At 53.2% G+C, this 17,829-nt stretch carries 17 protein-coding genes; 6 read left to right on the top strand and 11 right to left on the bottom strand.

Annotated elements, in window-relative coordinates:
* Positions 1-17: 17 nt before the first annotated feature.
* The 4 genes from FHS19_RS00955 to FHS19_RS00940 all read right to left on the bottom strand — a co-directional run bounded on the left by FHS19_RS00955 (position 18) and on the right by FHS19_RS00940 (position 5,501).
* Positions 18-584: a VanZ family protein gene (locus FHS19_RS00955; protein ID WP_204797510.1), complete on the bottom strand. Its 567-nt coding sequence runs from the start codon at positions 582-584 to the stop codon at positions 18-20.
* A 450-nt stretch (positions 585-1,034) separates the two neighbouring features.
* Positions 1,035-3,836 (bottom strand): DUF8487 domain-containing protein, encoded by a 2,802-nt coding sequence (locus FHS19_RS00950; RefSeq protein WP_183577375.1) that lies wholly within the window; start codon positions 3,834-3,836, stop codon positions 1,035-1,037.
* A 252-nt stretch (positions 3,837-4,088) separates the two neighbouring features.
* On the bottom strand, positions 4,089-5,024 hold the full coding sequence (locus FHS19_RS00945; RefSeq protein ID WP_183577372.1) for an NAD(P)-dependent oxidoreductase: 936 nt from the start codon (positions 5,022-5,024) through the stop codon (positions 4,089-4,091).
* A 111-nt stretch (positions 5,025-5,135) separates the two neighbouring features.
* The gene (locus FHS19_RS00940; RefSeq protein WP_183577368.1) at positions 5,136-5,501 is read right to left on the bottom strand and encodes a MerR family transcriptional regulator; all 366 of its coding nucleotides are present in this window, start codon (positions 5,499-5,501) and stop codon (positions 5,136-5,138) included.
* A 198-nt stretch (positions 5,502-5,699) separates the two neighbouring features.
* On the opposite strand from FHS19_RS00940, the gene FHS19_RS00935 reads away from it, so the two are divergent.
* From FHS19_RS00935 to FHS19_RS00920, 4 genes are all read left to right on the top strand, one after another.
* Positions 5,700-7,046, top strand: a complete 1,347-nt coding sequence (locus tag FHS19_RS00935) for a cytochrome ubiquinol oxidase subunit I (protein WP_183577365.1) — start codon at positions 5,700-5,702, stop codon at positions 7,044-7,046.
* Positions 7,043-8,065 carry a cytochrome d ubiquinol oxidase subunit II gene (locus FHS19_RS00930; protein ID WP_183577362.1) on the top strand — a complete coding sequence of 341 codons (1,023 nt, stop codon included), beginning with the start codon at positions 7,043-7,045 and terminating at the stop codon, positions 8,063-8,065. The genes FHS19_RS00935 and FHS19_RS00930 overlap by 4 nt, the downstream gene beginning before the upstream one ends.
* Before the next feature lie 187 nt (positions 8,066-8,252).
* Positions 8,253-8,873, top strand: coding sequence for a hypothetical protein (locus tag FHS19_RS00925; protein ID WP_246426390.1), 621 nt, complete (start codon positions 8,253-8,255; stop codon positions 8,871-8,873).
* A 181-nt stretch (positions 8,874-9,054) separates the two neighbouring features.
* The gene (locus tag FHS19_RS00920) at positions 9,055-9,759 is read left to right on the top strand and encodes a DUF421 domain-containing protein (protein ID WP_183577360.1); all 705 of its coding nucleotides are present in this window, start codon (positions 9,055-9,057) and stop codon (positions 9,757-9,759) included.
* Between the two features lie 207 nt (positions 9,760-9,966).
* Here FHS19_RS00920 and FHS19_RS00915 read toward each other — a convergent pair whose 3' ends face one another.
* From FHS19_RS00915 to FHS19_RS00890, 6 genes are all read right to left on the bottom strand, one after another.
* Entirely contained in the window at positions 9,967-10,566 is a 600-nt protein-coding gene (locus FHS19_RS00915; protein WP_183577357.1) for a short chain dehydrogenase, read from the bottom strand.
* Positions 10,567-10,799: 233 nt separating this feature from the next.
* Positions 10,800-11,234: a DUF1259 domain-containing protein gene (locus tag FHS19_RS00910; protein ID WP_183577354.1), complete on the bottom strand. Its 435-nt coding sequence runs from the start codon at positions 11,232-11,234 to the stop codon at positions 10,800-10,802.
* A 243-nt stretch (positions 11,235-11,477) separates the two neighbouring features.
* Positions 11,478-12,431, bottom strand: a complete 954-nt coding sequence (locus FHS19_RS00905; protein ID WP_183577351.1) for a D-2-hydroxyacid dehydrogenase family protein — start codon at positions 12,429-12,431, stop codon at positions 11,478-11,480.
* Positions 12,432-12,556: 125 nt separating this feature from the next.
* A complete protein-coding gene (locus FHS19_RS00900; RefSeq protein ID WP_183577348.1) occupies positions 12,557-12,967 on the bottom strand; it encodes a Rieske (2Fe-2S) protein in 411 nt (136 codons plus the stop codon).
* A 27-nt stretch (positions 12,968-12,994) separates the two neighbouring features.
* Entirely contained in the window at positions 12,995-14,083 is a 1,089-nt protein-coding gene (locus tag FHS19_RS00895; protein WP_183577345.1) for an amidohydrolase family protein, read from the bottom strand.
* 563 nt (positions 14,084-14,646) lie between these two features.
* Positions 14,647-15,429 carry a class I SAM-dependent methyltransferase gene (locus FHS19_RS00890; RefSeq protein WP_246426467.1) on the bottom strand — a complete coding sequence of 261 codons (783 nt, stop codon included), beginning with the start codon at positions 15,427-15,429 and terminating at the stop codon, positions 14,647-14,649.
* A 228-nt stretch (positions 15,430-15,657) separates the two neighbouring features.
* On the opposite strand from FHS19_RS00890, the gene FHS19_RS00885 reads away from it, so the two are divergent.
* Both FHS19_RS00885 and sigJ read left to right on the top strand, forming a co-directional pair.
* A complete protein-coding gene (locus FHS19_RS00885) occupies positions 15,658-16,323 on the top strand; it encodes an NAD(P)H-dependent oxidoreductase (RefSeq protein WP_183577339.1) in 666 nt (221 codons plus the stop codon).
* Between the two features lie 68 nt (positions 16,324-16,391).
* Complete coding sequence (sigJ, locus tag FHS19_RS00880) at positions 16,392-17,255, top strand: RNA polymerase sigma factor SigJ (protein ID WP_183577336.1); 864 nt, start codon at positions 16,392-16,394, stop codon at positions 17,253-17,255.
* An 86-nt stretch (positions 17,256-17,341) separates the two neighbouring features.
* Here the strand turns inward: sigJ and FHS19_RS00875 are convergent, their stop codons facing one another.
* Complete coding sequence (locus FHS19_RS00875; protein ID WP_183577333.1) at positions 17,342-17,809, bottom strand: DinB family protein; 468 nt, start codon at positions 17,807-17,809, stop codon at positions 17,342-17,344.
* Between the last annotated feature and the right edge of the window lie 20 nt (positions 17,810-17,829).

The raw sequence follows: 17,829 nt of genomic DNA, 5'->3' as shown, positions 1-17,829 counted from the left end.
ATATGCAATAAAGATATTCAGAGGCGTAATCTCACAGCAAATAATAAATATAATAAAACAGGTAAGCCTATTGCCGATAGTATTGTAATTGCAGTACGTACTTTTTTCTTATCCCGTAATATAAACAATACAAACCGGTATCCTAAAACACCGGCGATTCCACCCAAACCATTTAAAATGATGTCATCAATGTCTGATGCTCCCATGCCTAAAAGCCCCTGAATGATCTCAATAAATAAACTTGCTATGAATATAAATAGAAGAATGGGGATTACTCTTTTGTTGTTTTTGAATAATGACAAATAGGTGCCAAGAGGAATAAAGATCACGATATTGCCAACCACATTAGCAAAAGCGAAATTTTTGATCGTGGCGGAGTTGCTAAATATATATTCCTTTATACTATGAAGAGGAATGAGATTGATTGACCTTTCCACAGTCCTTTGACTATTGAACAAATCGAAAAGTGAAACTCTTGATAAAAGCAATAATTTACATAAAAAAAGGATGTAACAAATGAACACACCATATAAAAAGACGGTTTTAATTCTCTCTTGTTTATTCATCATACTTCCATTTTTCATGTATTCCCGCCTATTCTCTGATATTCCGTCTACAAATTCGTAAAACCTCTAACTTTAAGCCAGCCTAACGCAAAAAACATTCTACCAGGCCTGTAATAGCTTATTTACACTTTAAGCAGCTTGAAGAAGGGCTATCCCCATGATCATGACCGATGACCACGGGATAGCCCTTTTTGTGCACCGCTTCTATTCAACATGACTACCACCTGGATTGAGGAGACAGCACCATCCGCATAATACCGTACAGGCTCCGGCTCCCGAAAACCTTCATCGCTTTATGCAGAACTTCATTTGTATCAAACGCTTTGGTTCTTGCCACTTTCAGCGCCCTTTTCTCCTTAATCATCGGGCAAGTAACGGGGCGCTGCAACGCGGCGGCAACTTGGCCCATCCGAGCGTACCCGCGCTTACACCATCGCCCGGATTGAGCAATTCCTGAAGGTCGAGAACTTATAGGATCGACTGCAGCTCGGAAGGTGCAAGCTCAACCTGCGGATCAAAGTCTTCAGATCGTACATATTCGATCAGGCTGTGCAGGAACTGCTTGCCCTCCGGCGTACCGCTCACCGCTTCCGTATTCAGCGGACAGACGAGGAGCTTGCCGGCGCCGACCCGGCACTCGAACAAGAGGCCCAGCTTATGATTGCGTTCAAAATTGTCGATCGTCTGTACAATCGGCGACAAGGCCCGGGACAGGTCGTCCAGAATGAGCGGACGCGAGTGGGTGGCGATGCTCCACCAAGGATACGTCGAATGCGATGCGCTTGGAAAATGCCGCAGTGCCGGATGCAAATGGTCGATCAGCAGTCCCATTGTACCGACAGGCACAGGCTTGTTCATGCTCTCCGATATCGACCGGAACATCGGGTAACACCAAAAGTCCGTGCAGTACGTGCCGTCTACGGCGGATTCCAGCCGGGCCGGGTCCGGCGTAAGCAGCAGAGACTCCCCCTGCGCAAGGCGCGCCAGGACGCCTGGGTCCAGTACGGTTACCCATTGCTGGGCAGAATCATCGACAGTCACTCCAGACGGGTAGAGCCAGAGCGGATAGGTTTTACGGATATCCGTCCCGGTGATGGCGAGTGTCAATGCGACCTGTGTCATACCCGCAAGTTCCGGAACCACGAAGGAGATATCCCTGAAATCGACGTAGTTGTCGTCTTTGGATACTTCTGCGGCCAGCGTTCCTTCGGCCAGGATCGCCCCGCCTTCCGCAACGTTCCAGACCACCTCGGCCGCGTTTAGCGGTATGCCGCGGAAATACGCCAGTTCGACGTGCGCGCCGAAATGCTCCCCGGCTGTCAAATGATATTTGTCAAAACGCGCCAGCAGCACGGCGTCGGAGCAGAACGTCCGCCACTCCTCCGGAGTCACCAAGCCCTTGCTGTCCATAAAAGCATCCAGCACACCCACGAGCGCCGTCCCTTGGCCGCTGAAATCCTGGAGATCCAATAGCTGAAACCCTGCCAACTTGCGGGACCGGAAAGCAGCTTCCAGCTCCTCCTTATAACAGTCTACCGCCAGCTGCCCGGAGTTCCAAAAGTAAGCCTCCGCCAAATGGCCGAGCCCTTTGTCCTCGAGCCGTTTCCGGAACGTTTCGAAATTGCGGGCCTTCAGGGGACCCGTGTATTTCTCGATCTCGGCAAAATTCGGGAAGGTGGCATACTGCCCGATCTCGTGCGAAACGACCGGAATCCGGGGGATCAATTCTTCCTCTACGGCCGACGCCTGCACCGTCTTTGTACCTGTGCCGTACTGGATCTGGATGCTGTTCCCGGACCCTTCCTCCGGTCCTTTACCGAAGACGGACGGCTGGATCTGCTCGTCATAATCTTTGCGGGTGCTTGGCATGTCCGTCTGCACGTGGCCTTGCGGCGCGTCACACATGGCGTAAGATCCGCGGAAGAGACGATCCCGCGAGAAGCGGACGCCACAGAAGAAATCCTCCTCCGGGAGAATGTCCGGCACGAACTGGAAGTTGTTTGAGCCTTGCGTATATAAGGGGCGGTCATCGAACGCCTTGTAAGCGGCCAGAATTCCACTGAGGCGCGTCTTGCTGCCCCACAGCTCGTTCCCGAGCGACATCATCACGAAAGACGGATGATTGCCGAAACTCTCCAGCATGGAGAACCCTTCCTGGATCAGGTATTCCTGTTCGGCGGCATTGTGATTCGGATCGGATTCGTCGGTGACGGTTCCCCAGAACGGCAGCTCCGGCTCCATATAGATCCCCAGCAGATCGGCCGCGGTAAAGGCGGCTTCCGGCGGACAGCAGGTATGGAAGCGATAATGGTTAATACCATACGATTTGGCGATGGTAAGCACCCGCAGCCATTCGTCAACGGTCGTCGGCGCATAGCCCGTCAACGGGAAAATGAGGCCGTCATGCTTCCCGCGCAGAAAGGTCCGGACCCCGTTAATGGTAAACTTATCGCCGTCAGCCTGGAATGCCCGCAGTCCGAATACGATTTCGGTCGCGTCCAGCAGCGTCCCTTCCTCGTTTTCCAGACGTAGGTTCAGCTTGTACAGGTAGGGCTCAAACTCGCTCCATAGCTTGGCGTCTTCACCTAGCGGGTAAGTGATAACAACCTCGCGATCAACGGCGAGGACGAATGTTTGCGCCTCCGGCCGATGCTCGGAATCGCCGTTAAAACCGGATGCTGACACGACCAGCTTGTCTGCGGAGATGCCAACGCGGCGCGCCTTGACGGTGACCGACCGGCTTGCAGCATCCGGAAAAACCTGGACATTTTGCAGGTAACGCTGGCCCGTAAATTGCAGCTCGATCCGTCCGGTGATGCCGTTCCAGTTCGTCTGCGTATCCGGGGATGTAAGATGGCCGCCTTTGGTCGGATAGTTCGTGTTGTCGACACGAATGAGGATCGAATGCGTTCCTGCTGTCAGTCCTCCGGAGATCTCATATACATGGGGCGTGCTCAGACTGTTCCGGCTGCCCCATTCCTGACCGTCGATCCAGACGGTTGTCACGCGCGTACGCTCGAGGTAAAGGAAGCAGGGTAATCCCGCGAGTGAAGCGTCCACTTCAAACGTCCGCGAAAACCAGGCATAACCTTCAAAACGATACTCATCCGTCAGCGAAGCGATCTCCGAGGCTTCGTTCCGCTTCCCTTTTCGGGCATGGGATGTCGTACCCGGGAGCGCCATCGTATCGGTCAGCGGCGTTTGCAAACCGGACTTCTCTCCATCCAATTGGAGTTCCCAAATACCGGCTAGATTTAATGTAGTAAGCAAATGATAACCTCCTAAAATTAGTTACGCTGCATGCAGCAAACACATAGTCATACTATTCTGTAGGTCAACTTATACCGTTATATGTAAGACAGACGCTCGTTTTCCGGCTCTTGCCGAGCGAACGAAAACGTATTCTGAAAAATTGAATAAAGTATACCCCTAGATCTCCACGAAGGTCAATCGTCTTCTCGGATACATTACAAAAAAGCCTGAACTCCAGATGGAGTCAGGCTTCGGCGAATCGCGAACGGGTCACAGGTTCCGCGTTTCGGATGCTTTGAACGTTTCAATCAGGCGGGTAAAGCTGTTCCCGGCATATCCTTTGTCCATTCCCCCCTTGAAAATTTGGAGCACGGCAGCCGGTAAAGCCGCATCGATTCCCGCATCTTCGGCTGTATGCACGACATGCTGAACGCTCGCCACACCCATGGCCAATCTGTCCACATCGCCGGGATGCAGCCCCTCGTCAAGGCGGGGCGTGTAAAATGCGATGAAGCCTGGCAGCGATGACAGCGTTGCTGAAGCATACGGCAGAAGCTGTGCCGCTGAAATGCCGTTTGCGTAAGCCAGCGCAAGCGCATGCAGATAGCTGAGCATGGACGTCCAGAACATGTCCATTTGGATCTGGTAATACAGCATGGCAAGTCCGGGATCCTCTCCCCTGTAATCAGTGCCGGTCAACGCCTCCAGCGTCTCCTGATGAGCCTCAAACGCCTCCCTTGGTCCGCTGTAATACGTGTAAGATCCGGATTGGCCGATCCCTGAAGGTGGAACCTGCACGCCGCCTGTGACGAGACGGGCTCCACGGTCCGCAAGCCACTTCGCCGCCTTGCGGGCATTCTCTGGCGTGTCTGAGCTCAAATTGACGATCGTTTTGCCTGCCAAGCGCTCCGATGCCGGTTCGAGAATGGTGTACATGACGTCATAATCCGTCAGGCTGAGAATCGTAAGCTCATTCGCATCCAAAGCGCCGCCCACCGTCTCGGCCCGGACGGCACCTTGCAGAACGAGCTCTTCCACCTTGCCGGGGGTCCGGTTCCACAAGGTCACGGCATAGCCGCGGTCAAGCAGCACACGCCCCATCGCCTGTCCCATGGGGCCAAGTCCGATGAGGGTGACTGATTTGGAATGGCCAGACGCATTCAAATCGCCAGCATGACGGTTGTCTTTTGGAAAGCCTGTATTCATAGGTAATGCTCCCTTCATCACGAGATTAAGCCCATCATAAAGGTTCACACTAGTGTCAATGTCAACACAAAAAAACTGGAGCCTGCTTCCTTCGCTCCAGTGCTGTCATGGCTATACGATGTTCTTTTTCCCGTTGGTGAAGGCGATTTGCCTTTCCAGTAATGTTTTCAGCCCGTGCAAGGCATCGATCTGCTCATTTACCTGCTGCAGCTTTCCCTCATACGTGGCCAGCATCTCCTCGCAATATTCATAACCGTCAGGATCGGCCACCTCCGTTCTGAATAACGCTTTGATCTCCTCAACCGTCAATCCCAGCTTCAAGTACAGCTGAATCGCCTTAACCCGCCCGACGTCCGAATCGTGGAAATCCCGGTAATCGTTGTCCAGTCTGTCGGCGATTAGAAGACCTTGATTCTCGTAATGACGGATCGAGCGGGCACTGACATGGGTTAACCGCGACAATTCGTTGATTTTCACTCCGGGTCGCCCCTTTCCTAATCATCTTTTCCTCATTATACAGCCCGGGTTCATGCAGCCACAATCCATTGTCTCCGCCCGCATCCTTTCTGTCCCGTCCATTTTGCGCCCTTGGTGTTATTTATCTGTACAGGGATACTTTGGATAGTCTTGGTTCAGAATAAGTTGCGACTTTATGCTCAGAACGGAGGCATCCTTATGGATAATGTAATGTTGGCACGGTCGCTGTTCGGCTCGTCCATGGCGTTTCATATCATCTTTGCGACGCTCGGGGTTGGCATCCCTTTCATGATCGTGATCGCGGAAATTTTGTACCAGGTGAAAAAGGATAAGGATTACGCCACGCTCGCCAAACGCTGGACAAAGGGCCTCGCCATTCTCCTCGGCGTTGCCATTCCGTCGGGAACCCTGGTCGGCGTGATGCTCTCCCTCTTGTGGCCCGGCTTTATGGAAATCGTCGGCCAAGTGATCGCGCTCCCCTTTCAGATCGAAATCTGGGCCTTTTTCCTGGAGGCGCTGTTCATGTCCATCTATGTCTACGCAGCAGACCGGCTTCCGGGAACCCTGCGGATTCTGAGCGTCATCTTCGTTGCAATCGGATCCAGCATGTCCGCCGTGCTCATTACCGACGCCCACGCCTGGATGAATACGCCCAGCGGCTTCCGGATGGAAAACGGCAGGGTGTTTGACGTTCATCCATGGGCGGCCGTGTTCAACCCGAGCCTGCCGACGACGGCCATGCATGTCCTGCTGTCGGCCTATATGACCGGCGCGTTTGCGGTCGCTTCGGTAGCCGCCTATAAGCTGCTAAAGCGCGGATCGTCGGACCGCGAGCGGTCCTATCACCAGAAGAGCCTGTTCCTTGGACTGCTCATCGGCGGCATCATTTCGCTGATGACGGCACTTAGCGGCCACGAGACCGCGCAAATGCTGCATGAGCATCAGCCCGAGAAGCTGGCGGCCGCCGAGGGACTCTTTGAGACCCAAGCCTACGCGCCGCTCTCGATCGGCGGCGTCACCGATAAAGATACCCGCAGTATTAAAGGCGCCATCGAAATCCCATGGGCGCTCAGCTTTCTGGCGGGCAACCGGTTCGACACGGTGGTAAAGGGTTTGAATGATTTTCCGGAGGATCAGTGGCCGCCGCTGATCATTCATACGCTGTTCAACGTCATGGTCGGCATCGGCACGCTGCTTATCCTCGCATCGGCTTTTACGATCGGGCTGCGGCTGCTGACCAAGCGTCCCTATCCGAGGTGGCTGCTGTCCGCCCTGCTGCTGGCCGGCCCGCTGTCCATGATCGGCATTGAAACGGGCTGGGTGTTCAGCTGTACGGGACGTCAGCCTTGGACGATCTACCATATGCAGACGACGGCGTCGGCCGCAACGAAGGCGCAGCATCTCGGTTCGCTGTTTGTCCTTTTCCTCGGCCTGTATGTCTTTCTGCTCATCGTCACGGCCGTGGTCATGTACTACTACTTCAAGCGGCATCCGGTCTCCTTCGACGGGGTGGAGGGCGTAAGCGGAGAGGGGAGAAGCCTATGAGCGACACGCAGCTTGCAATCACCATTCTCTGGTGCTTTATTTTCATCTATTCGATCGCCGGTTCCATCGACTTCGGCGCCGGCTTCTGGTCCATGGTGTTCAGCAGACGGAATCCGCATGCGGCCGACATCGCCAATCGCTTCCTCTCCCCTTCCTGGGAAGTCACCAACGTCTTCCTGGTCCTGCTGGTGGTCGCGCTTGTCGGCTTTTTTCCCCGGGCCGCTTATGTCCTGGGCACACTTCTGCTCGTGCCGGTAAGCCTGGTGCTCGTCCTGCTGCTGTTTCGGAGCGCGTTTATCGTCTATTCGTATTCCGTGCAGAAGCATGAACTGGCGCTTCGGATCGTATCCGGCGTCACCGGACTGCTGATCCCCGGTCTGCTCGTCAGCGTACTGCCGATTTCGCTAGGCGGATTTATTCATAGGAGTCAGGGGTTTCCCCAGCTTGAGTTCGGCAAGCTGCTGGCCAGCGCCACGCTGTACGCCCACGTCGGCTTCGGCATTCTGACCGAACTGTTCCTGTCCGCCTTGTTCCTGTCCGATTACGGCCGGGAAGCCGGCGACGAGCAGGTCTCGCAGCATTACCGCTCCATCGCGGTCGTTCTGGGGCCGCTGGCGCTGGCGATGGCCGTCCTGGCGACGTTTACGATGGTTCCGGAAGCGTTATGGATCGTCGCCCGAATGCAGGAGCAGTCGCTGTGGTTTTTGCTGTCGGTCGTCGCTTTTGCCATCGGATACGGCGCGCTGTGGATCCGCCGGAAAAACGGCGGGAAAGGCTGGCTGCGCCTGTCCGTCGTCGCCGTGATCCTGCAGTTTGCCCTGGCCAGCTACGCTTACGGGAAAGCGCATATGCCCTACATCGTCCACCCCGACCTGACCGTGGAGGCCGGTTTTACGAACCATTCGATGTTCGTGTCGCTGCTCTGGGGATACGGCTTCGGCACCGTTATTCTGCTGCCCGCGTTTATTTTGTTCTGGTGGCTATTCCTAAAGGACAAGCGGTATTTGCGGACCAAATAATGCAACCTGCAGAAGCTGACCGGCGCCCATTTGCATGGCATACTGCCGAATTATCGCAGCGTTTGAACACTGTGCAAATGATGACAACTGTCACATCAAAGTCATGACAACCGTGAATACCGAAGGTTTCGGTCCGTTTGATATGATGAATCCAGAGAAGATCATATCGAATTCGGAGGAGTTATAAATGATGAAAAAACCATCTAGCACTATCCATAGTTCCGCCATACGCGGAACGGCAAGCGGCGTTTTTTTCATGGCCTTATTCGGTACGCTGTGGGCATATACCGGCATCATGGGATTGCAGGAATTAGCAGCTCCCTTGTGGTTGGCCGCAGCCGTCGCCGTTGGGATTGTGCTGTTCATCGGCGGTGCCTCGCTGATCCGTGCGTCACGAAAGATCAAGGATCAAAGCGAGGTTACTGATGCCAGGCCCGGAAAACGGATCGCCATCCGTTTCAATATCATTTTTGCGGCAGAAGGGGCTGCGATCGCCATTGCGGTTGCCGTCTGCAATGCCGCCGGCCGCACCGCGTTGATTCCGATCGTGACCGCTCTGATTGTCGGAATTCACTTTTTTCCGCTAGCCTCTTTGTTCCGGGTCAAGTTTTATCATCTAACCGGGGCGTTACTTTGTATGCTGGCGCTCGCAGCGCTGCTGTTCCTGCCTGTGGAAGCCAGGTTGGGTGCGGCTCACATTAATGCTTATATGTCCGTTGTCGGCCTTGGATCCGCCCTGATCCTGTGGGGGACCGGCACTGCCATATGGTTCAGGGGCAGAAGATTGCTGACGATAAGCAGACTGTAGCCAGGACCGTGTTAAGCATAAGTTTTTTGCAGACACGTTCTGATAACTTTAGCCAAAGAACCGGCGTCATGCCGGTTCTATTCTGCTGCGTTCTGCATGAGGCGTCGATAGTAAATATCGAGCACAATATGGGCATACATAGAATGTAATCCAAAATAGAAACCGCAGCGAGGTTAATGATATGCCGGAAATTCATTTAGGGCCTATAACCCTCAAACTAATCGTCGGATTTTTTTTATTGTTTGTGATCGTGAGATTTGCCGGAAGAAAAATCATAAAACAAATTACCCCTTTCACTTTCATCGCCTCCATCGTGTTTGGGGAGCTGCTCGGAAACGCCTTGTATGAACCGAAAGTCGGGCTGCCTTATATCGTCTATTCCATCTGCCTATGGGGTGTGCTGCTTGTCGTTATCGAATACCTGGGGCAAAAATCGCTGTTTTTCCGGGGGATATTCGAAGGCAAACCTTCTGCATTGATTAAAAACGGCGTCCTGGATCTTCAGGAGCTGAAGAAAAACCGGATGAACATAAACCAGCTGCAAAGCTTGCTCCGCCAGAGCGAGACCTTTTCGATTCGGGAAGTCGCCTTCTGCTATTTGGAGGCCGACGGCTCCCTCAGCATTTTAAAAAAATCCAAGTATCAGAAAACGACCGGGGAGGACTTGAATCTGCCGGACAAACCGGTATACGTTCCCGTGACGATCATCCGCGACGGAAAGGTTTTGTGGGACGAAATCAAGGATCTCGGATTTGACGAATCCTGGTTGAGAACGCAGCTGGAATCGCATCACGTAACCGATGATAAAGAAGTTCTGATCGCCGAATGGCAGGAAGGGGACGGCATTTTCGTTCAGACTTATACCAAAGTCCAAGCGGGGAAGTAGGGCCCGGCTTTTTATCGTTCGATTTTCCAACCTTCGGTTACTGTCAAGGTAATAAAGAAAGCGTGAAACTTCATAAAAACAGCCAGTGGTTGGATATCCTCCAACCACTGGCTCTGCATATCTGCCAAAGCTCTTGTTCGCTAACAGCTAAATTCGTTTAAGCGAGCTTCGACTTCACGGATAACAACACTCGCTCCGGTCGTCCTATCAATAGACCGTATAAGTTTGTCCGGTTTGGGCACCTTCCACGCTTTTACGGAACGCTAGGGCAGCTCTTCTAGCTGGTATAGGCTCAAAGCCGGAGAAATAAGGTCCATAGGTATCCATGGACTCCTCCAGTACGTTCGGGCTGACATGGTTGATGCGGATTCCTCTTGGCATTTCAATGGCTGCCGACTGTACAAAGGCTTTGATGGCTCCTCCCGCCATCGCTGATGAGATGCCGCCGACAATGGGATTGTCCATAATAATACCGGTTGTCAAGGTAAAGCTTCCCCGATCATGCACATGGTCCAACCCCAGCAGCACAAGGTTGATTTGTCCTTTCAGCTTCCCTAAGACCGCGATTTCATTATGCTCCGGTGTTAACTCCTTAAGCGGACCGAAGTAAGCTTGTCCGGCGGTACATATCACCGCATCGACCTTGCCGACGGCATCATACATGGCGATGATGCTTTCAGGCACCGACATATCGACGGTGACGTCGGCCCCTTTGCGTCCGGCCGTAATGATCTCATGGCTTGGCTCCAATTCACGGCGAACCGCCGTTCCAAGCGTACCCGATGCGCCGACGATCCATATTTTCATGTTCGAACCCTCCTACGCCAGCTTGCTATTCGGCAAGCTCATATCATTGAACAAACACGAGAAATTTTAACACATCAGGAGAATTCCCACCAATGTGCGCTGCAACCCTTCGCGGATGCATCTACACATCGGGACGTGATCTCTTCGAACTCTTCATTGGCACCCGTATTTGTGATGATCGCTCAGAGCGGAAACAAAAAAGATCCGCCTTTGGCGGACCTTTTTGACCTGATTTATTTTTTGATCATAACAGGCCGAACGGTTTTCGTTGTCAGGACATCGAGCGCATCCCGAACGTCTCTTGCGAAAGTTAACGGTTTCGCGTTTTTTTCGAAGTGAATATACCAAATATTAGGGTTCGTAAACAACCAGTGGTTATGAAGCGCCGTTACCTTGATGCCATGACTGCGAAGTCGGGAAATAAAAGGATTGATTTCTGCGGTTAAAATAACGGTTTCGCCAAGGCACAAGGCTCTCCCGTCACGGCCAATATTTTCAAAGGAAAAAGCCTGCGGGATGGCCAGAAATGATTTGGTTCTTTTACCTAAAATTCTTGGCTTAATGTTGTTTCTGACCGATGAAGCCGTACAAACACCGTTAATAACCTGCGGGGTCGCCTTCAAAATGGAAGCGAATTGTCTACAAAGCGGACTAGGACTAACTGCCATCTGTTCATTCCTCCAATCTTGTAATATACCAACATACTATGAAGGCAAGAGAAAGAGAGGAAAGGCGAATATGAACGTTTAAATGACTATTTTTTAAATGCTAGATTTTAGACAGCGGTATGTCTTTGCGAGGACAAAAACGATGTTCACCACACAAAAAGGCCCCCTAAAAAGGAGGCCCGGCTTATTGGCATATCGGTTGAAATCTTATTCAGCTTCTTACCGATGATTATAGAGCCGTCGTTAGCCAAGTACATTCACGGGCGAGCCTTTCAGGTACGCTTCGATCGCCTCGACAATGCCGCGGAAGAAGGCGCGGTAGGACGTTTCGGTCACGTAACCGATATGCGGCGTGGCCAGCACGTTTGGCATCGTGCGGAGCGGGTCGTCCGCAGGCAACGGCTCCTGCTCGAAGACGTCCAGGCCGGCTCCGGCGATGCGGCCGCTGCGCAAAGCCTCAATCAGCGCCTCCCGGTCGACGATCGGCGCCCGCGAGGTGTTGATGAGGTAGGCGGACGGACGCATGAGTCCAAGCTCCCGCGAGCCGATCAATCCTCTCGTGCGGTCACCGAGCACGAGATGGATGGAGATAAAGTCGCTGCTCTCCAGCAGCTCGTCTTTCGACGATGCGAGCTTCACGCCGGCGGCGGCGGCTTTGTCGGCGGTCAAGTTTTGGCTCCAAGCCATCACCTCCATGCCGAACGCTTGCCCGATGCGCGCGACGTTGCTCCCGATATGACCGAGGCCGAGCAGCCCTAACCGCTTGCCGATCAGGTCTACGCCGATCGTGCTCTGCCAGGCTCCACCGCTGCGCAGCGCTTCGTTCTCCTGCACCAGCCTTCTCGCGAGACCGAGAATGAGCGCCCAGGTCAGCTCGGTCGTCCCTTCGCCGCCGCCCCGCGTCCCGCAGACGACGACGCCTTGTTCCGCAGCTGCGGCCAGATCGACCGAGGCGTTGCGCATGCCCGTCGTGACCAGCAGCTTCAGGTGCGGCAGACGCCGGAACAGCGATTCCCGGAACGGCGTCCGCTCCCTCATAATGACGATGATCTCACAATCTTCGATCGCAGCGGCCAGCTCCTCCTCGTCACCGAAATGTTGGTCGAAAACGCGGAGCTCGACACGCTCAGCTAAGGCCGACCAATCCGTCATCGATAAGGCAACCCGTTGATAATCGTCCAAAATTGCGCATTTCATTTCCTTCAATTCCCCTTCCCGAGCGAATATATGAACCCATCATCGCATACGGCGAAATGTTTGCCAAGGTCCCACAATTGCCGGCCGCTGCGACTAACACCTTCAGCCCGGGTTCGTACCGTGTATTAAATATAGACGACGATCTTTGCATCCTCCACTTTGACCTCGTAAGTTTCAACGGAAGGGCTCTCTTCCTCGATACTCTCCTCTTCGACGGCCACCTTGTAAGTCTTCACCAGGCATTTATGCGGATCAAAGATCGACTTGCCGTTCGTAATGTCAAACTCCCAGCCGTGCCACGGACACCGCAAAATCTCGCCGTCCCTTCCATATAAATACTGTCCCGGCTCGGACGGCAGGGTCATCCCGGTCACCCGGCCCATGCACAGCGGAGCGCCTTGATGGGGGCAGGCGTTCTTTAGCGCATAATAGCTGCCGTTTACGTTAAACACGCCGACGGAACGGCCTTCGACCGTCACAATCTTGTTCTTGCCCGGAGGCAGATCCGCCGCGGCTCCGATTACATGTCTTCCCATTCCTCGCCTTCCTCCCAACCGAATTCGTTATAGATTATACAGTTCGCGGGCATTTTCGTAGAAAATCCGCCGGTGCATCTCTTCGGGCAGCCGCGGAAAGGTTTGCGTAGGCGAATCGAAATCCCAATGCGGATAATCGCTCGCGAACATCAGAATGTGCTTCGCGTCCATCATGTCCAGCATCTGCAGCAGCTCGCGGTCATCATCAGGACGCTCCAGCGGTTGGGAGGAGATCCGGACGTGATCCCGCAGGTAGTCGCTCGGGCGGCGTTTCATCCACGGCACTTCGTACCGCAGCGCCTTATACTCCGCGTTGAGGCGCCACATCAATCCGGGCAGCCATGCGACACCGCCCTCGGTCAGCACGATCTTGAAATTCGGGAAGCGTTCGAACACGCCTTCTGTGAGGAAGCTAACGAGATGAGCCTGAAAGCCCAGGGAAAGACAGGTGTGCCATTCAATGTAATGGGTGGGGTAACCGGGAGAAGGCTGGACGTTGATGCCCATGCCGTCCGTGCCCGGATGGATGGCGAAGGGGAGGCCGTGGCGTTCGCATGCCTCGTAGATGGGGTAATACTGCCGTTGTCCGAAAGGGGCTCTAGCACCGGAATCGGTCATAACCTGGACGAAATGCGGGTGTCCGGCCCATCGCTCGATTTCCCGAGCGGCAGCCTGCGGATCCTGATGGTTGACCGTAATCGATCCTTTGAACACGCCGTCATGGTTGTACTTGCCGAGCCAGGTGTCGGCCAGCCAATCGTTGAACGCGGCGGCGATTGCGGTTCCGAAATCAGGGTCAGGTTGAAGATTGCAGAAGGCGCGCGGCAGCAAAATCGCATACGCGTGGCCGTATTTGTCGATGAGCTGCTCCCGCAGGAAATCTGGATCGGAGCCGGTGGGGCCGCCTCCTGGAGGCGTCGCGTCCAGACGCGCTCCGTGAACCGGATTGCCGAAAAAGCCGCGCGTGCTTCCGTGATACCGGTCCTTCCACGGCTGGGACATGTAAAACCGGATTTCGTCCGTGTTTCTGGGAGACGGATGTACGTCGCAGTCGATAATACCGTATGTCCGGCCGCCCCTCGTTTTCTTCGTTTCGCTTTGTACCTGCTGCTCCATTGCTTTTTTAACCTCCTTAATGTGGTCGGTTATTCTGCAAGCGCATACATAAACAATCGGCAATTGACGATCCGATTCATTTTATGTGCGCTATTACATCATTTATCCGTCCTTTCCCCATTTCCTGCCTGATGATATACATTTTATCATTCCTGGGGTCCGGTACTTGCCGGTGCTTCATAACCCGTTAGATGAATCGGATCCTTGTTTTGTTAATTGATTGATCTTATGAACGATAACCGCGGTACAAACAGATATGACACTTGCTAAGTACAACAGTGCGTATGCAATAGCCGCAACATAGGTCAGCTCCGCATCCATATCAGAACTGGTAAGAAGTAGAATAACGATCAATCCTGCAACAAACACCGCAGCTCCAAGCAGCACATATTGAATTACTGCTTTCAGATTAACGACCTCCTTGGGTTTTCTGTTTCAAATTCCGGATTATTAGCCGGGCCGCTGCATAATCCCCTTTTCTCCCGGTTACGCAGCGACGGCCGACCCATCCGTTATCGGTAAGGCAAGGCGTGACAGTCGCTCCGGCAGCAGATGCCCGCCTGTTACTCCACCCGGACAGCCTGAATATAGAAGGATTCTCCGGAAAAGCCTGAAAGCCTGCCGTTTTCATCAGAAAATATTGAGAAAAACCGGCGTACGTCTTCTTCAGACTGCAGCATCTTGTTCTCCAAGGCATCTCTCTCCGCTTGCGGCAGACCGGCCCGCTCACACCAATCCTGGAACCGGAACGGTTTCGGGAAGCAGACGGCCATCTCGATGCGGAAGCCGGTGCTTTCGAGCAAATGGATCCACTCCGATTTCTTCCATGCCCGGACATGGCTCGCGTCCCGTAACCTTTCGATATCATTATAAAACAGATCCAAAGAATCCTGCTCGGGAGCTACGTTGTCTATGAAGAGCAGTTTCCCTCCAGGCTTGGCAACCCGCAGGGCTTCCGCGGCAAACGCCGGAACATCCGTGAAATGGTGCGCGGCGATTCGGCAGGTCACCAGATCGAAGGATTCATCTTCAAAAGGAAGCTGCTCCGCGTCTCCCGTGATGTAGCTTACGTTCGTGTGTCCATTGCCGCCAATAAAGCGTTCTGCAGCCGCCAGCATTTCACGGGTCAAATCGCAGGCCGTTACCTGCCGAACCAGCGGCGCGAGCGCATTGGCCACATGCCCTCCCCCTGTCGCGATATCGAGCACATTCATCTCTCCATTGGCTTTGGCGCATGACACGAGCCAGGCCAAATCCTCGCCTTTGGCATGGATTGCGCTCGTCACGTACTTTTCGGCATTCCGGGAAAACTGCTGTTTTACCTGGTTTTTCATCGACTCATCCATCATAGACTCTCTCCTCCTTAAATCATCTTTAGTACTCCGAATCCAATTGTCCGCGGTCGTTGTTTGTTTGTTTCACAGAATGAAACTATATACCACTTGTTGATACGAAAATAAACTTAGCACAGTTCTTCCGCATTGTAAATGAACCAAGGGCCGTGATTCTACGGAGGTCACACATCGCAGCCTTCCCTCGTTATATGTGTAAACGACAAAGAAAGGTTGATCCATATGATCGCAGCGGAGAGTAAAAAAGAAGAAATTATAAAGGCTTTTCAATTCAGACATGCATGCCACGTATTTGATGTCAACCAAAAAATATCGGATGAGGATTTCCTCTTTATTTTGGAGGCAGGGAGATTGTCTCCGAGTTCGGTTGGCCTTGAGCCTTGGAAGTTCGTCGTGATCCAGGATGCAGCGCTTCGCGAAAAATTAAAACCTGTCACGGGCGGTGCCCTGGGACAGCTTCCTACGGCCAGCCATTTTGTTGTGATCTTGGCCAGACAAGGCTTAAGGCATAATTCGGCTCATGTCATTAAAATGCTGAAAGACATCCAGCGTATGCCCGATGACGTGGCGCAGCGGGTTTCCGGTTTCTATAAAACCTTCATCGAAACGGAGCTCGACGATAATGACCGTCTCCTGTTTGAATGGGCCAGCAAACAAACCTATATCGCCCTGGCAAACATGATGACAGCCGCGGCTCAAATCGGCATTGACTCCAGTCCGATCGAAGGTTTTGACAAAAAGCAGGTGACAACTATTTTACAAAACGAAGGTATCATCGGCGCCGGCGATTTCGGCGTATCCTGTATGGTCGCTTTCGGATACCGGCAGGAGGATCCCAAACGTCCCAAAACCAGGCAGCGCCTCGATGAAATCGTCGAGTGGCGGTAGAAATTGCCTAAAGATCCAAATTCCTTTATGGTGAAGATAGAAAATCAGCTGCGGAAGGAGCAAGTCGGATGCAGGATCTTTACATGCAGTACAAGAAGCTGTTATTCAAGCTTGCTTATCAATTGACAGGTTCGGTTTCCGATGCGGAGGACGCCGTTCAGGATGTTTTCGTTAAGGTACATGGTGTCCCGCGGGAGAAATTAACGCAGCCCAAGGCTTTTTTGTGCAAAATGGTCACCAATCACTGCAAGGACATGATGAAATCGGCACGAAAACAAAGGGAGGAATATTACGGTGAATGGCTTCCGGAGCCCTTTCTCACGTTAAACGACGATTCAGCGGAAGCATTGGAAAGGGATGATCTCCTTTCTTACGGAATGCTTGTACTGCTTGAACATCTGACGACCTCCGAGCGTGCTGTGTTCATTCTCCGCGAGGCGCTGGGGTTCAACTACAATGAGATCGCCGAGCTGATGGAAAAAAGCGAGGTGAGCTGCCGGAAAATGTTCAGCCGTGCGAGCGCAAAGATGGGACGGATATCCGATGAGCCCGTTCATCTTCACCCTGAGAGCCAGCAGTGGGTTCATGGATTTATGGGAGCGCTGAAGAAAGGGAACATGGATCAGCTTTTATCGCTGCTGGACCAGGATGTCGTGCTGGTTGCCGATGGTGGCGGCAAAGTGGTTGCAACGGTCCATCCCGTGGTCTCCCGTGAACGGGTCGGCCGCTACCTTCTTGGTGGTATGCGTAAAGCAGCCATGTTTGGCGAAGGAGTGACTGTCGAGATGGGCAAAGTCAATGGAGAAGCTGCCATATTACTTCGTTCGGAGGACAGCGCAGTCAATGGAGTGCTGCTCTTTCACTTTGAAGATGGGAAGATCCACAACATCTATATCGTTCGAAACCCCGACAAGCTGGGGCATATCTTCTAGCGTACGAACTGGAGCACCGGTCATCCAAAAAAAGTCATAGCCACAATCTGTGGTTATGACTTTTTCGCTTATGAGAGAACGGGGGATTACTGCCCCTGCTGGCGCACAAATGTAATATAATCCACGTTAACCGGCTCCATGCCGGCGCTGCGGAGCTTCATGTTGACTTGCCCCCTGTGATACTGGCCATGCAGGGCAAGATGAGTCAAAATGTCTCGAACGGATGTCTGATACGACCTCCCGAACTGGTTCCTATAAGTTAACACATCGTCCAGTCGTTCGGCGGTTAGCTCAGCGAGATATGCGGTGAAGGCTTCCCTCATCTCTTGCGCAAGACGTTTACAGTCATCCAGACTGTCGTTTGGCCAAAGCGGCAGGTGGTTGCTGTCCTGTCCCTGCAGCCGGGTGAACCACACCTGTTCCGCACGCAGGGTATGACTTAGCAGCCGGACCGCTTCGGCCCCGGATTCCCCGTCCCCTTCAGCTTCCAGCGCATCCAGCATGCGCTTGTCGGCCCAATACAACTGTTCGAACATGCTGCGAATCGTTTTCATACTCCTCAAACGCCCCCTAT

The organism is Paenibacillus rhizosphaerae, from assembly GCF_014192015.1.
GTDB classification, from domain to species: Bacteria; Bacillota; Bacilli; order Paenibacillales; family Paenibacillaceae; genus Paenibacillus_AQ; species Paenibacillus_AQ rhizosphaerae.
The sequence above is the reverse complement of the archived record's forward strand: the minus strand, read 5'-3'. Positions and strand labels throughout refer to the sequence as shown.

Coding starts and splice junctions, on each gene's coding strand:
- FHS19_RS00955 (WP_204797510.1), bottom strand. CDS start 584: ATGAAAAATGGAAGTATGATGAATAAACAAGAGAGAATTAAAACCGTC.
- FHS19_RS00945 (WP_183577372.1), bottom strand. CDS start 5,024: ATGAATACAGGCTTTCCAAAAGACAACCGTCATGCTGGCGATTTGAAT.
- FHS19_RS00935 (WP_183577365.1), top strand. CDS start 5,700: ATGGATAATGTAATGTTGGCACGGTCGCTGTTCGGCTCGTCCATGGCG.
- FHS19_RS00930 (WP_183577362.1), top strand. CDS start 7,043: ATGAGCGACACGCAGCTTGCAATCACCATTCTCTGGTGCTTTATTTTC.
- FHS19_RS00925 (WP_246426390.1), top strand. CDS start 8,253: ATGATGAAAAAACCATCTAGCACTATCCATAGTTCCGCCATACGCGGA.
- FHS19_RS00920 (WP_183577360.1), top strand. CDS start 9,055: ATGCCGGAAATTCATTTAGGGCCTATAACCCTCAAACTAATCGTCGGA.
- FHS19_RS00915 (WP_183577357.1), bottom strand. CDS start 10,566: ATGAAAATATGGATCGTCGGCGCATCGGGTACGCTTGGAACGGCGGTT.
- FHS19_RS00910 (WP_183577354.1), bottom strand. CDS start 11,234: ATGGCAGTTAGTCCTAGTCCGCTTTGTAGACAATTCGCTTCCATTTTG.
- FHS19_RS00905 (WP_183577351.1), bottom strand. CDS start 12,431: ATGAAATGCGCAATTTTGGACGATTATCAACGGGTTGCCTTATCGATG.
- FHS19_RS00900 (WP_183577348.1), bottom strand. CDS start 12,967: ATGGGAAGACATGTAATCGGAGCCGCGGCGGATCTGCCTCCGGGCAAG.
- FHS19_RS00895 (WP_183577345.1), bottom strand. CDS start 14,083: ATGGAGCAGCAGGTACAAAGCGAAACGAAGAAAACGAGGGGCGGCCGG.
- FHS19_RS00890 (WP_246426467.1), bottom strand. CDS start 15,429: ATGGATGAGTCGATGAAAAACCAGGTAAAACAGCAGTTTTCCCGGAAT.
- FHS19_RS00885 (WP_183577339.1), top strand. CDS start 15,658: ATGATCGCAGCGGAGAGTAAAAAAGAAGAAATTATAAAGGCTTTTCAA.
- sigJ (WP_183577336.1), top strand. CDS start 16,392: ATGCAGGATCTTTACATGCAGTACAAGAAGCTGTTATTCAAGCTTGCT.
- FHS19_RS00875 (WP_183577333.1), bottom strand. CDS start 17,809: ATGAAAACGATTCGCAGCATGTTCGAACAGTTGTATTGGGCCGACAAG.